Source organism: Paracoccus endophyticus (genome assembly GCF_003286075.1).
GTDB classification, from domain to species: domain Bacteria; phylum Pseudomonadota; class Alphaproteobacteria; order Rhodobacterales; family Rhodobacteraceae; genus Paracoccus; species Paracoccus endophyticus.
Map to the genome: position 1 here is coordinate 98,254 of NZ_QLUV01000010.1, position 12,809 is coordinate 111,062.

Below are 12,809 nucleotides of genomic sequence, written 5' to 3' on the forward strand. Positions count from 1 at the left end.
CCTGATCGCGACGCCGTCCCTCGGCATTGGTCACGCGCACCTGGCCGACCCGTCCCCCGGGTCGGCCTTTTTCATGCGCCGGCGGCCTCGGCCGCGGCCTCCCACGCCAGCAGGATCGAGGCATGGCGGTTCGGAAAATCCCGTGCGGCCATCAATGCATCCGCCCCGGCAAACGGCCCGTCCGGTGCCGGGCCGGCCTGGGTCAGCATTGCGCGCAGGCGGTCGCGGGCCGCCGCCAGTTCGGCCGGGGTGCGCCCGATCACCCCTGTGCCCAGCACGGCGGCTGAGGCCTGCCCCAGGGCGCAGGCCCGCACCTCTTGCGCGAACTCGGCCACCCGCCCATCGGCAAGAACGACATGCGCGGTGATCGTCGACCCGCATTGCGGCGAGCGGCGCGTCGCCGTGCCCGTCGGCTTGGCAAGGCGCCCCAGATGCGGGATGTCGGCGGCCAGCGCCAGCAGGCGGCGCGAATACAGTGCCATCAGATCGTCGTCGGCCATGGCGGTCCCCGGCTGTCCCGCGGCTTTCACGCGCCCCGTTGCGCCGTTAGATAGGCACGACAGCGCGAAAGGAAAACCCGATGTTCGACCCTGCCAGCCTGCGTCTTGACGGCCATGGCCTGATCCCCGCCATCGCCCAGGATCATGCGACGGGCGAGGTGCTGATGCTGGCCTGGATGAACCTGGAGGCGGTCAGGAAAACACTTGAGGGTCCGTTCGTAACCTATTGGTCCCGCTCGCGTCAGGCCTTCTGGACCAAGGGAGAGACGTCGGGCCACACGCAGAGGCTGGTCGAGATGCGGGTGGATTGCGACCGCGACTGCCTGTTGCTGCGCGTCGAGCAGACCGGCCCGGCGTGCCACACGAACCGGCGTTCGTGCTTTTACACCGCCGTCCGATCCGGGGCCGAGGTCGAGCTTTTGTCGCCCGAAGGCTGAAGCCCGACCATCGCCGCGATGTCGGCCGGTGTCGCGCCCTGGGCGCGGTACAAAGACAGGGCGCGGGCATCGTCGCGCTTGGCAAGCCGCTTGCCGCCTGCGTCGCGGATCAGGCGGTGATGGTGATACTCCGGCTGCGGAAGGTTCAGAAGAGCCTGAAGAAGAACATGGATATGGGTTGATTCGAAAAGATCCTCTCCGCGCGTCACCAGCGTGATCCCCTGCGCCGCATCGTCCACGACAACCGACAGGTGATAGCTGGTGCCCATGCCGCGCCGCGCCAGAACCACGTCACCGATGCCGGCGATGAAGTCGTCCGCCATAAGGCCGTGCTGCGTGGCGGGCGCATGGGCGCGGTCGCAGAATGCGATCCGGTCGGTTCCCAGATGGGCAAAGGCATCCGCGACGTTCAGGCGGATGGCATCGTCCGGCCCCGCCTCGGCCATCGACCGGCCGCGACAGGTGCCGGGATAGACCGGCCCGTCAGGGCCTGTGGCGCCCTCTTGCGGGGCTGACAGCGCGGCTGCAATGTCGGCGCGCCGGCAGCGGCACGGATAGACCAAGCCCAGTGCCGCCAGCCGGTCCAGTGCGGCACGATACGCAGGCAGGCGCTCGGATTGCCGCATGACCGGCTGCGGCCAGTCCAGACCCAGCCAACGCAGGTCGTCGACTATGGCGCTTTCCCACTGGGGGCGGCAGCGGCTGCGGTCGATGTCCTCGATGCGCAGCAGGAACTGACCGGGATCGGCCAGCCGCGCGGCCGTCAGTGCGGCAAAGGCGTGACCCAGGTGCAGCGGCCCGGTGGGGGACGGCGCAAAGCGCGTGCGGATCACGCCTGCGCGGGGGCCGTGGCCAGCCATGCCGCAAAGTCCTGTTTGGCACGCTCCGTATAGGCGGGATAGCGCGCCGCGCGGCCGCGCCGGCCACCCTTGGCCGTGATCGGGGGGAACAGGCCGAAGTTGACGTTCATCGGCTGAAAGGTCCGGGCGTCGGCCCCGCCGGTGATGTGATGGACCAATGCCCCCATCGCCGTCGTGCCGGGCGGCGGTGGCAGGTCCTGTCCCCGCGCTTCGGCCGCCGCCATGCGGCCCGCCAGCAGCCCCATCGCGGCGCTCTCGACGTATCCCTCGACCCCGGTGACCTGCCCGGCAAAGCGCAGGTGCGGGCGGGTCCGCAGCCGCATCCGGTCGTCCAGCAGCGTCGGCGCGTTGAGGAAGGTGTTGCGGTGGATGCCCCCCAGCCGGGCAAAGCCCGCGTCCTGCAATCCGGGGATCATCCTGAACACCTGCGTCTGCGCGCCGTATTTCATCTTGGTCTGAAAACCAACGATATTATAAAGTGTTCCCAGTGCGTTATCTCGTCGAAGCTGAACCACCGCATAAGGTTTTTCGGTGGGTTTGTGGGCATTGGTCAGGCCCACCGGCTTCATCGGCCCGTGGCGCAGCGTCTCGCGGCCGCGCTCGGCCATGACCTCGATGGGCAGGCAGCCGTCGAAATAGCCCGCGGTCTCGCCCTCCCGGAACTCGGCCTTGTCGGCGGCCAGCAGCGCATCGATGAAGGCCTCGTACTCGTCGCGCGTCATCGGGCAGTTGATATAGGCGGTGCGCTCCTCCTCGGTGTCGCCCTTGTCATAGCGCGACTGCCGCCATGCCACGCCCATGTCGATCGTCTCGGCGTGGACGATGGGGGCGATGGCGTCAAAGAAGGCCAGCGCCTCGGCCCCGGTGGCCGCGCGGATCGATTGCGCCAGCGCATCCGAGGTCAGCGGCCCCGTGGCCACGATCCAGCGCCCCTCGGCGGGCAGGTCCGCGATCTCGCCGGGGGCGAACGTGACCAGCGGCTCGGCCCGCAGGGCGGCGGTGACGTCGGCGGAAAAGGCGTCGCGATCCACCGCGAGCGCGCCGCCCGCAGGCAGCTTGTGGCGGTCGGCCATCGCCATGATCAACCCGCCCGCGGCGCGCATCTCCCAGTGCAGCTGGCCCACGGCGTTCATCTGGTCGTCGTCGGACCGGAAGCTGTTGGAACAGACCATCTCGGCACAGTCGCCGGTGCGGTGGGCGAAGGTGCCGACGCCTGGGCGCATTTCATGCAGGATCACGGGCACGCCGCCGCGGGCGAGTTGCCATGCGGCTTCGGACCCGGCAAGGCCCGCGCCGATGATGTGGACAGGTTCGATCATCCGGGTGATCTATCAGCCCCGCGCGGGGCGTGAAAGTGCGGGGATGCGCCCGATCCCCGAACGCGCGCAGGCCGCGATGCTGCGCAGGAAAAAGGGCGGCGCCCTGCGGCACCGCCCTGCATCAGGGTCCGCACCCGGTGCGGACAGGGATCGCTCACGCCTCGGCGGTTTCCGCCTCGGCCTCATCCTCGTTGTCGGACGACCGCAGCCCCGAGGGCGCCGCGATGTTGGCGATGACGAAGTTGCGGTCAATCGTCGGCTTGACGCCGGCCGGCAGCACGACGTCCTCGATGTGGATCACGTCGCCGATCTTCTTGCCCGACAGGTCCACGGTGATGTGGTCGGGAATGTCCGACGCCGTCACCACCAGTTCGACCTCGGGGCGCACGACGACCAGCGTGCCGCCGCGCTTGAGGCCGGGGGCCTCCTCGTGGTTGATGAACTCGACGTGGATGAACAGGTTGACCCGCGTGTTGCGGTGCAGGCGCATGAAGTCGATATGCGTCGGCAGGTCCTTGACGACGTCGCGCTGGACGCCGCGGCAGATGACGCGGACGTCGTCCTGGCCGGCCACCTTCAGGTTGAACAGCGTCGACATGAAGCGGCCCGCGCGCAGGCGGGTCAGCAGCGGGTTGAAGTCGAGCTGGATCGGCGTCGGCTCTTTGCCGTCGCCGTAAACGATGCCGGGCACCTTGCCATTGCGGCGAGCTTGACGGGCGGCCCCCTTGCCTGTCCCCGTGCGTGCCTCGGCCACCAGATCTGGGATCTCTTTGGCCATGTTGTGTTCCTTTCAGGTTTCGACCGGCCATCCTCCAAGGGTGCATGGCCGGAAGCGTGGCCCATAGCCGAAAGCCGCGCATTTGTGAAGGGGGCGGGCAGGGACCCCCGCGGCCGCCTGCGGCGTTGCCCGGGCAGTGAAGCCGACAGGAGGTGGCGATGACCCGCGTGAGGACCAGCGACGATGTGGAGCTGTATGTCAAGGACTGGGGGCAGGGCCGGCCCGTGGTGCTGATCCACGGCTGGCCGCTGAACGCCGATGCCTGGGAGGAGCAGGCCCAGGCGCTGGTGGATGCGGGCTATCGCGTCGTCAGCTATGACCGGCGCGGCTTTGGCCGGTCGGACCAGCCCGACGCCGGCTATGACTATGACACGCTGGCCGACGACCTGGCCGCCGTCATCAACGACCGGGGCCTGACGGACGCGGCGCTGGTCGGGTTCTCGATGGGCGGGGGCGAGGTCGCCCGCTATATGTCGCGCCATGCGGGACGGGGCGTGTCGCGGGTGGCGTTCATCTCGTCGGTCGTGCCCGGCGTGGTGCAGTCCGAGGCCAACCCCGAGGGCGCGCCGGGCGCCGTGCTGGACCAGATGAAGGCCGCCATCCGGGCCGACCGCCCGGCGTTCTTCCGCGAGTTCTTTCCTTCGTTCTATGGCATGGGCTGGGTGAAACGGCCCGTCAGCCAGGCGGTGCTGGACTGGACCTGGGGCATGGCGATGATGGCAAGCCCTATTGCCACCATCGCCTGCGTCGATGCCTTCGGGCGCACCGATTTCACCGGCGATGTCGGCTCGATCCGTTGCCCGACCCTGATCGTGCATGGCAGCGGCGACCAGAACGTGCCGATCAAGGCCACGAGCGCGCGGCTGGCCAGCCTGCTGCCGCACGCGACCTTCAAGGACTACGACGGCGCGCCGCACGGCATTCCGGCGACGCACGCCGCGGATCTGAACCGCGATCTGCTGGAGCTGTTGCGGGCCTGACGCTCAGGCGTAGGCGGTCGCCCACTCGGTCGGCACCAGCACGTTGTGCCGACCGACATTGCCGATGTCGCGTTCGCCGCACAGCGCCATCGAGACGTCCAGTTCCTTGCGGATCACCTCGATCGCCGCGGTCACGCCCGCCTCGCCCATGGCGCCCAGGCCGTGAATATAGGCGCGGCCGATCCAGGTCGCATGCGCCCCCAGCGCGATGGCCTTCAGCACGTCCTGGCCCGACCGGATGCCGCTGTCGAGGTGGATCTCGACCCGGTCGCCCACGGCGGCCACGATCTCGGGCAGCATGCGGATCGACGACAGCGCGCCGTCCAGCTGGCGGCCGCCGTGGTTGCTGACGACGATGGCGTCCGCGCCGAAGTCGGCCGCGATCCGCGCGTCGTCGGCATCCAGGATGCCCTTGAGGATCAGCTTGCCGCCCCACAGGTCGCGGATGCGCGCGATCTTGGTCCAGTCGAGTTGCGGGTCGAACTGCTCGGCCGTCCAGCTTGCCAGGTTGGCGGTGTCCGTCACGCCCTTGGCATGACCCACGATGTTGCCGAAAAAGCGCCGCTTTGTCTGCAGCATCTCGATTCCCCAACGCCAGCGGGTGGCGAGGTCGGCGATGGACGACGCCGTCAGCTTGGGGGGCGCGGACAGCCCGTTCTTCAGGTCCTTGTGGCGCTGGCCCAGGATCTGCAGGTCCAGCGTCAGCACCAGGGCCGAACAGTTGACCGCCTTGGCGCGGGCGATGATCCCCTCGAGGAACTCCTGATCCTTCATGACGTAAAGCTGGAACATGAAGGGTTGGGTCGTATGCGCCGCCACGTCCTCCAGCGAGCAGATCGACATGGTGGACAGGCAGAACGGCACCCCCGCCTTTTCGGCGGCGCGGGCGGCCTTGATCTCGCCGTCGGCGCTTTGCATCCCGGTCAGCCCGACGGGCGCCAGCCCCACCGGCATCGACACGGGCAAGCCGATCATCTCGCTGGCCAGGGTCCGGCCGGACATGTCCACCGCAACCTTCTGGCGCAGGCGGATCTGCTGAAAGTCGGTCGTGTTGTCGCGGAAGGTCTGCTCGGTATAGCTGCCGGATTCGGCATAGTCGTAAAACATCCGCGGCGTGCGCGCGCGATGCATCCGCTTGAGATCGTCGATGCAGGTGATGACGGGCATGATGTCCTCTCTAGGGCGCGCGGGGATCCGGGGAACCGGACAGGGGATTGCACCGGCTGGCCGCCGCATCGACGGTGCCGGGCGGGCAGGGCGGCAGCGGCGCAAGGTCGCCCGCCACGGGATTGTCCGACAGGGCACGGGCGCGGTCGCGCAGGGCCTGCGCACGCGCCGCGGTCGCGGGATCGGGTGCCGGCGCGGACTCGCGGGCGGCGGCAGGCGCGGGGTCGCGCGGCAGTTCGGTTGCGGCCAGCGCGTCAGCCCGCCTTCGCAGGGCACCGGCCCGGCCAGCCAGCGCGTCTGCGTCCGTGACGGCCCCGCGTGCGTCGTCCGCCCGCGCCGCGGCCTCCTCCCGGCGCGCCTGCAAGGCCGCGCCGACCGCCTGCGGGTCGGCCGCCGCGTCGGCCGCATGGGCGGGAATCGCCGGCGGGCGGTTCAGTTCGGACAGCGGCAACAGCCGAGGATAGGTGTCGTCCCTGGGCCCGCACGCTGCCAGGCCCAGCGCCAGCAACGCCAGGAAAGACAGGGTTCGGGGGGCGGGGGCCGGACGCATGGGGGGACGATAGGTTCCTGCGGCAGGGTCGGCAAGCACCGGCCGCAGACCCGCGCCGCATCGGCGCAGGCCCCATAGGGCGCCCGATCCCGCTGTCGCCCTGCCCGTTCGGGTGGTGCGCCCCGCCGCGGTCGCGCCCCTTTCCCCGACGGGCAGGCTGCCCTAGACCTGCCGCCATGGCCCGCACCGCAGGTTCCCGCGCCGAGATCACCGGCCCGCTTGTCCGCAAGGCGGCGCGGCGCCTGTTTGCGCGGCACGGCTATGCGGCGGTGTCGATGCGCCAGATCGCGGCGGCGGTCGGCGTCCAGGCGGGCGCGCTTTATGCCTATACGCCCGACAAGCAGGCGCTGCTGGCGGACCTGCTGATCGAACACATGGAGCTGTTGCTGGCCGCCTGGGACGATCGTCCCGACGATCCGCCGCTGGACCGGCTTGAACGCTTTGCGCGCTTTCACCTGACCTATTCGCTGGATCACCCCGACGAGGTGTTCCTCAGCTACATGGAACTGCGCAACCTGACGCCCGACAATCACGCCACCGTCGCCGCGCTGCGACGCCGGTACGAGGACGCGCTGACCGCCATCCTGCAGGACGGCGCGCGCGAGGGCACGATGCGCATCCAGGACCCCCGCCTGACCGCCATGGCCCTGATCGCCATGCTGACCGGCGTAACCAACTGGTTCCGCGAAGGGGGGCGGCTGGACCGGACGGCGGTCGCTGACCATTACTGGGGGCTTGTGCGCGGGGCTGTCGGGGCCTGACGCAGGCCGTGCCATCTTGTCGCAGCGCGGCGTTGCGGCCCGGGGGTTGCACGAAGCAGAGCGGCACCTAGGTGTCACTTATCATATTCACAAAAGTGAATATGGTCGGGTTGAGGGCGGCATGCGGCCGTCGCCACCGAGTGATCAGACCTTGGGAGAGCAGACATGGGACGCAACTTCGGAAAAGGCCACGGTTTCGGACATGGGATGGGCGGCGAAGGCAAGGTCGCCCGCGACAACGCATCCACCCAGACCATCGACGCAGACGACCGGGCGACGGTCCTCTACATCCTGGAAGAGGAAAAGATGGCGGGCGATCTCTACGAGATCTTCCAGCAGCAGACTGGCCTGTCCGTCTTCGGAAACATCGCCAAGTCCGAGGACCGTCACTTCAACGCGATGCTGAAGCAGGCGGAAAAGCTGGGGCTGGACGTGGACGAGATCGTCTTCAAGCCCGCCGGCAGCTATGTCAACGACGAGGTTCAGCAGATGTATGACGACCTGCTGGCGCAAGGCAGCCAGTCGGCCATCGACGCGCTGGAGGTGGGGCGCTACATCGAACAGACCGACGCCACCGAGCTGCGCGAGGCCATGGACGATGTGGCGGGCACGCAACTGGCCCGGGTCTACGGCAACCTGCTGGACGGATCGCTGAACCACCTGGACGCGTTCGACGCCCTGCTCGGGTGATCCTGCGGGAACGGGCGGCACCACCGGGGCCGCCCCTGCCCACGCCCAGGGCGCGCATGGCCGGGCCGCTTCGAGCCCGACCGTCCCGGGCGCGACCACGGCCTGCGTGACGCGCGGCCCCGGGCGCCGCGCGGCCGGTCGTGGCGGCTGCGGCCCTTGCCGCCGGTGCGCCGCGCCGCGATAGTCGGGGCATGAGTCTGCCACCCGGATTCCTGGACGACCTGCGCGCCCGCGTTCCCATCAGCCGGATCGTGGGCCGACGCGTGACCTGGGATCTGCGCAAGTCGAACCAGGCCAAGGGCGACTGGTGGGCGCCCTGTCCGTTCCACGCCGAAAAGACCGCGTCCTTTCATGTCGATGACCAGAAAGGATTTTATTACTGCTTCGGCTGCCACGCCAAGGGTGACGCGCTGGGCTTTCTGCGCGAGGCCGAGGGCATGGGATTCATCGACGCGGTCGCCCTGATGGCGTCCGAGGCGGGCGTTCCGATGCCCGAACGCTCGCCGCGCGAGCAGGGCCAGACAGACCGCCGCACCCAGCTGGTCGAGGTGATGGACCGGGCGCTGCGCTGGTTCCGGCTGCAGCTGCAGACAGGCAGCGGGGCGGCGGCGCGCGACTATCTGTCCGGGCGCGGGCTGGATGCCGCGGCGCTGGATCGGTTCGAGATCGGCTTCGCGCCCGACCAGCGCCAGGCCCTGACCCGCCATCTGCGCGACGCCGGCGTCCCCGAGGCGCTGATCGTGGATGCGGGCCTTGCCGCGCGCCCCGACGATGGCGGGGCGGTCTATGACCGCTTTCGCGGCCGCATCGTCTTTCCGATCCGGGACGCGCGCGGGCGCTGCATCTCGTTCGGGGGGCGGGCCATGGACCCGGGCGCGCGGGCCAAATACCTCAACGGCCCGGAAACCGCGCTGTTCGACAAGGGACGCACCCTCTACAACCTGGGGCCCGCCCGCGCGGCGGTGGCCAAGGGCGGGCGGCTGGTGGTGGCCGAGGGCTACATGGACGTGATCGCGCTGGTCCGCGCGGGCATCGAGGGCGCGGTGGCGCCGCTGGGCACCGCCATCACCGAGGATCAGTTGCGCCTGATGTGGCGCGTCTCGCCCGAACCGATCATCGCACTGGACGGCGACGCGGCCGGATTGCGCGCGGCGATGCGGCTGATCGACATGGCGCTGCCGCTGACCGGGCCGGGGCAGGCGCTGCGCTTTGCGCTGCTGCCGGGCGGGCAGGACCCCGACGACCTGATCCGCGCCGGCGGGCCGGCGGCGATCCGGGCCGTTCTGGACCAGGCGCAGCCCCTGGTCGACCTGCTGTGGCGGCGCGAGACGGAGGGCCGGGATTTCGACAGCCCCGAGCGAAAGGCCGCGCTGGACCGGGCGCTGGCCGAGGCGGTGGCCCGCATCCCCGACCCTGCCACGCGCGAGCATTACACGCGCGAGATCAGGTCCAAGCGCTGGGCGCAGTTCGCCCCCGTGCGGACCGAGCGCGGGCGTTTCACCCGCCGCGATGCGCCGCAGCCCGCGCGCCCGCAGACGCGCGCGTCGAACCTGGTGGCCGGGGACCTGGGCGAATCGCTGATCGAGGCGATGATCCTGGCCATCTGCGCGGCCCATCCGGCGCTGATCGGGCGCGTCGAATCGCGCCTCGAGCGGCTTGACCCCGCGGACCCCGGACGCGCGGCGCTGGTCCATGACCTGCTGGCGGGCTCGTCCAGCCCGGCGGGCCGGGCCGCCCTTGACGCGATCATGGCCGATCCCCATGTCCGCGCTGCGCCGGCCGTCACGCGGCTTGGCGCAGGCGAGGACATGGCAGAGCCGATGCTGCTGAACGCCTTTGACCGCATCGAAGCGCATCGCGCCGCACGCGACGAGATCGCGCGCGCCGAGACCGAAATCGAGGGTCTGGCGGACGAGGGGCTGACCTGGCGGGTGACGCAATCGGCGCGCGCGCGCCAGCAGGCCGATCACCCCGACCTGGGAGGGGACAGCGGCGTCGTGGGCGACCAGCGATCCCTGGCCGACCAGTTTGCCGCCGCCCGCGCGCAGGCCGAGGCGCTGATGCTGCGCCGCAAGCCCTGACGGCAGCAGGCGCACGGCCCCCGCGTGGCATGGAACGAATCAGGGGCGGGACGACTGCCCCGAATCATTTGGGCGCGCTTTGACCGTGGGCGTAGCCTGCACTAGAACAGCCTGCAGACCGGCGCCGATTCGCACCGAATCACCCCGCGATGCGAATCATCTTTGGAAGGATGCCCGATGGCCAAGGACGACGACGACAAGCCGGACGCCAAGGATGAGGACCCCTCGCTCGACATGAGCCAGGCGGCGGTCAAGCGGATGATCGCGGATGCGCGCGAGCGCGGCTATATCACCTATGACCAGCTGAACACCGTCCTGCCGCCCGAGCAGGTGTCGTCCGAGCAGATCGAGGACGTGATGTCGATGCTGTCCGAGATGGGCATCAACGTCATCGAGGACGACGAATCCGAGGACGGCGCCGAGACCGGCAACGAGGTCGTCCCGGCCTCGACCAGCCGCGAGATCGCCGTCTCGACCACCGAAACGGAAAAGCTGGACCGCACCGACGACCCGGTGCGCATGTACCTGCGCGAGATGGGCAGCGTCGAGCTGCTGAGCCGCGAGGGCGAGATCGCCATCGCCAAGCGCATCGAGGCCGGCCGCAACACGATGATCGCGGGCCTTTGCGAAAGCCCGCTGACCTTCAAGGCCATCACCATGTGGCGGCAGGAGCTTTTGAACGAAGACATCCTGCTGCGCGACGTCATCGACCTGGAAACGACCTTTGGCCGCACCATGGGCGAGGACGAGGACGAGGACCTGCCGGTCGATCTTCCGCTGGGGTCCGTGCCTGCCGAGCCGGTCGAGACGACCGCCTGGACGGGCGACGAGGTCGATGCCGACGGCAACCCCCTGCGCCGCGAAACCGACGAGGACGAGGACGACGACGGCCAGAACCTGTCGCTGGCGGCGATGGAGGCGAGCCTCAAGCCGCGCGTCCTTGAAACGCTCGAGGCGATTGCCCGCAACTATGAGGGCCTGGCCCACATGCAGGACAACCGCATGTCGGCCACGCTGAACGAGGATGCGAGCTTTTCGGCGACCGACGAGGCTGCCTATCAGACGCTGCGGTCCGAGATCGTGGCGCTGGTCAACGAGCTGCACCTGCACAACAACCGCATCGAGGCCCTGGTCGACCAGATCTATGGCATCAACCGCCGGATCGTCACCATCGATTCAGGATTGGTCAAGCTGGCCGACGCCGCCCGCATCAACCGGCGCGAGTTCATCGAGGCCTATCGCGGCAGTGAACTGGACCCGACCTGGGTGGACCGCATGGCAGGCAACAAGGGCCGCGGCTGGCAGGCCCTGTTCGACCGATCGCGCGCGCAGGTCGAAGGGCTGCGGTCCGACATGGCCGTGGTCGGCCAGCACGTCGGCGTGGACATCGAGGAATTCCGCCGCATCGTGAACCAGGTCCAGCGCGGCGAGAAAGAGGCGCGCCAGGCCAAGAAGGAAATGGTCGAGGCCAACCTGCGCCTGGTCATCAGCATTGCCAAGAAATACACGAACCGTGGGTTGCAGTTCCTTGACCTGATCCAGGAGGGCAACATCGGGTTGATGAAGGCGGTGGACAAGTTCGAATACCGCCGCGGCTACAAGTTCTCGACCTATGCGACATGGTGGATCAGGCAGGCGATCACCCGGTCCATCGCGGATCAGGCCCGCACCATCCGCATCCCGGTCCACATGATCGAGACGATCAACAAGCTGGTCCGCACCGGCCGCCAGATGCTGCACGAGATCGGCCGCGAACCGACCCCCGAGGAACTGGCCGAGAAACTCCAGATGCCGCTGGAAAAGGTTCGCAAGGTGATGAAGATCGCCAAGGAGCCGATCAGCCTTGAAACCCCCATCGGGGACGAGGAGGACAGCCAGCTTGGCGATTTCATCGAGGACAAGAACGCCGTCCTGCCGCTGGACAGCGCCATCCAGGAGAACCTGAAGGAGACGACCACCCGGGTTCTGGCCAGCCTGACGCCGCGCGAGGAACGCGTCCTTCGGATGCGCTTCGGCATCGGCATGAACACCGACCACACGCTTGAGGAGGTGGGCCAGCAGTTCAGCGTCACCCGCGAACGCATCCGCCAGATCGAGGCCAAGGCGCTGCGCAAGCTCAAGCATCCGTCCCGGTCGCGCAAGCTGCGGTCGTTCCTGGATCAGTAGGCGGGCGGATACCCGCGCTCGCCCCCGGCCGGGCGAGTTGAACCTGCGCGTTTTCCCGCTATCCTGGACAGGAAAGCGGGACCCGTGCCGATGACGAAGCTGTCGTTCTTCCTATATCGCAGCGAAACGGCGCTGGCCCCCGACAGCGACAGCGCGCGGGACCTGAGGGCCAGAGCCGCGCGCACCAACGCCGATTTGGGACTCACCGGCTTTCTGCACCACGAGGACGGATTTTTCTTCCAGTGGATCGAGGGACCGCCCGGACCTCTGGACCGGATCGTGACACGGCTGTGGCGCGATCCGCGCCATTCCAACCTGATGCCCCTGTCCGGGGGCGGTCAGACCAGCCGCGCGTTTCGCGGCTGGGACATGGGATATTCGACACGTGCCGACCATTCAATCCTGGCGTGGCTCGCCGATCACGGGGTTGCCCCCTACGACAGGCGTGGCTATGCCGCCTGTGTCCTGTCGTTCCTTCTGGAACGCAGCGCCGCGGCCCGGGGCTGAGCGCGGCGCCGTC

At 69.0% G+C, this 12,809-nt stretch carries 13 protein-coding genes; 7 read left to right on the forward strand and 6 right to left on the reverse strand.

Annotated elements, in window-relative coordinates; translation table 11 throughout:
* Window positions 1-71: 71 nt before the first annotated feature.
* On the reverse strand, window positions 72-500 hold the full coding sequence (locus tag DPQ23_RS11880; RefSeq protein ID WP_112875003.1) for an iron-sulfur cluster assembly scaffold protein: 429 nt from the start codon (window positions 498-500) through the stop codon (window positions 72-74).
* 80 nt (window positions 501-580) lie between these two features.
* On the opposite strand from DPQ23_RS11880, the gene hisI reads away from it, so the two are divergent.
* Entirely contained in the window at window positions 581-937 is a 357-nt protein-coding gene (gene hisI / locus DPQ23_RS11885) for a phosphoribosyl-AMP cyclohydrolase (RefSeq protein WP_112875004.1), read from the forward strand.
* Here the strand turns inward: hisI and gluQRS are convergent.
* From gluQRS to DPQ23_RS11900, 3 genes are all read right to left on the reverse strand, one after another.
* Window positions 883-1,797, reverse strand: coding sequence for a tRNA glutamyl-Q(34) synthetase GluQRS (gluQRS, locus tag DPQ23_RS11890; protein WP_112875005.1), 915 nt, complete (start codon window positions 1,795-1,797; stop codon window positions 883-885). The genes hisI and gluQRS overlap by 55 nt on opposite strands.
* Complete coding sequence (trmFO, locus tag DPQ23_RS11895; RefSeq protein WP_112875006.1) at window positions 1,767-3,116, reverse strand: methylenetetrahydrofolate--tRNA-(uracil(54)-C(5))-methyltransferase (FADH(2)-oxidizing) TrmFO; 1,350 nt, start codon at window positions 3,114-3,116, stop codon at window positions 1,767-1,769. Before trmFO ends, gluQRS begins: the two co-directional genes overlap by 31 nt.
* A gap of 154 nt (window positions 3,117-3,270) precedes the next feature.
* On the reverse strand, window positions 3,271-3,894 hold the full coding sequence (locus DPQ23_RS11900) for a 50S ribosomal protein L25/general stress protein Ctc (protein WP_112875007.1): 624 nt from the start codon (window positions 3,892-3,894) through the stop codon (window positions 3,271-3,273).
* Window positions 3,895-4,052: 158 nt separating this feature from the next.
* Here DPQ23_RS11900 and DPQ23_RS11905 point away from each other — a divergent pair, with 158 nt between their 5' ends.
* Window positions 4,053-4,874: an alpha/beta fold hydrolase gene (locus DPQ23_RS11905; protein ID WP_112875008.1), complete on the forward strand. Its 822-nt coding sequence runs from the start codon at window positions 4,053-4,055 to the stop codon at window positions 4,872-4,874.
* Between the two features lie 3 nt (window positions 4,875-4,877).
* Here the strand turns inward: DPQ23_RS11905 and DPQ23_RS11910 are convergent, their stop codons facing one another.
* Together DPQ23_RS11910 and DPQ23_RS15750 are read right to left on the reverse strand one after the other, a co-directional pair.
* A complete protein-coding gene (locus tag DPQ23_RS11910) occupies window positions 4,878-6,041 on the reverse strand; it encodes an alpha-hydroxy acid oxidase (protein WP_112875009.1) in 1,164 nt (387 codons plus the stop codon).
* Window positions 6,042-6,051: 10 nt separating this feature from the next.
* Window positions 6,052-6,591, reverse strand: a complete 540-nt coding sequence (locus DPQ23_RS15750; RefSeq protein WP_205961454.1) for a hypothetical protein — start codon at window positions 6,589-6,591, stop codon at window positions 6,052-6,054.
* A gap of 176 nt (window positions 6,592-6,767) precedes the next feature.
* Here DPQ23_RS15750 and DPQ23_RS11920 point away from each other — a divergent pair, with 176 nt between their 5' ends.
* The 5 genes from DPQ23_RS11920 (at window position 6,768) to DPQ23_RS11940 (ending at window position 12,796) form a co-directional block, all read left to right on the forward strand.
* Window positions 6,768-7,352 (forward strand): TetR/AcrR family transcriptional regulator, encoded by a 585-nt coding sequence (locus DPQ23_RS11920; protein ID WP_112875010.1) that lies wholly within the window; start codon window positions 6,768-6,770, stop codon window positions 7,350-7,352.
* A 165-nt stretch (window positions 7,353-7,517) separates the two neighbouring features.
* Window positions 7,518-8,042 (forward strand): DUF2202 domain-containing protein, encoded by a 525-nt coding sequence (locus DPQ23_RS11925; RefSeq protein ID WP_112875011.1) that lies wholly within the window; start codon window positions 7,518-7,520, stop codon window positions 8,040-8,042.
* 191 nt (window positions 8,043-8,233) lie between these two features.
* A complete protein-coding gene (dnaG, locus tag DPQ23_RS11930; protein ID WP_112875012.1) occupies window positions 8,234-10,123 on the forward strand; it encodes a DNA primase in 1,890 nt (629 codons plus the stop codon).
* Between the two features lie 177 nt (window positions 10,124-10,300).
* The gene (gene rpoD, locus DPQ23_RS11935; protein WP_112875013.1) at window positions 10,301-12,289 is read left to right on the forward strand and encodes an RNA polymerase sigma factor RpoD; all 1,989 of its coding nucleotides are present in this window, start codon (window positions 10,301-10,303) and stop codon (window positions 12,287-12,289) included.
* A 90-nt stretch (window positions 12,290-12,379) separates the two neighbouring features.
* Window positions 12,380-12,796 (forward strand): BLUF domain-containing protein, encoded by a 417-nt coding sequence (locus DPQ23_RS11940; protein WP_112875014.1) that lies wholly within the window; start codon window positions 12,380-12,382, stop codon window positions 12,794-12,796.
* Window positions 12,797-12,809: the final 13 nt, after the last annotated feature.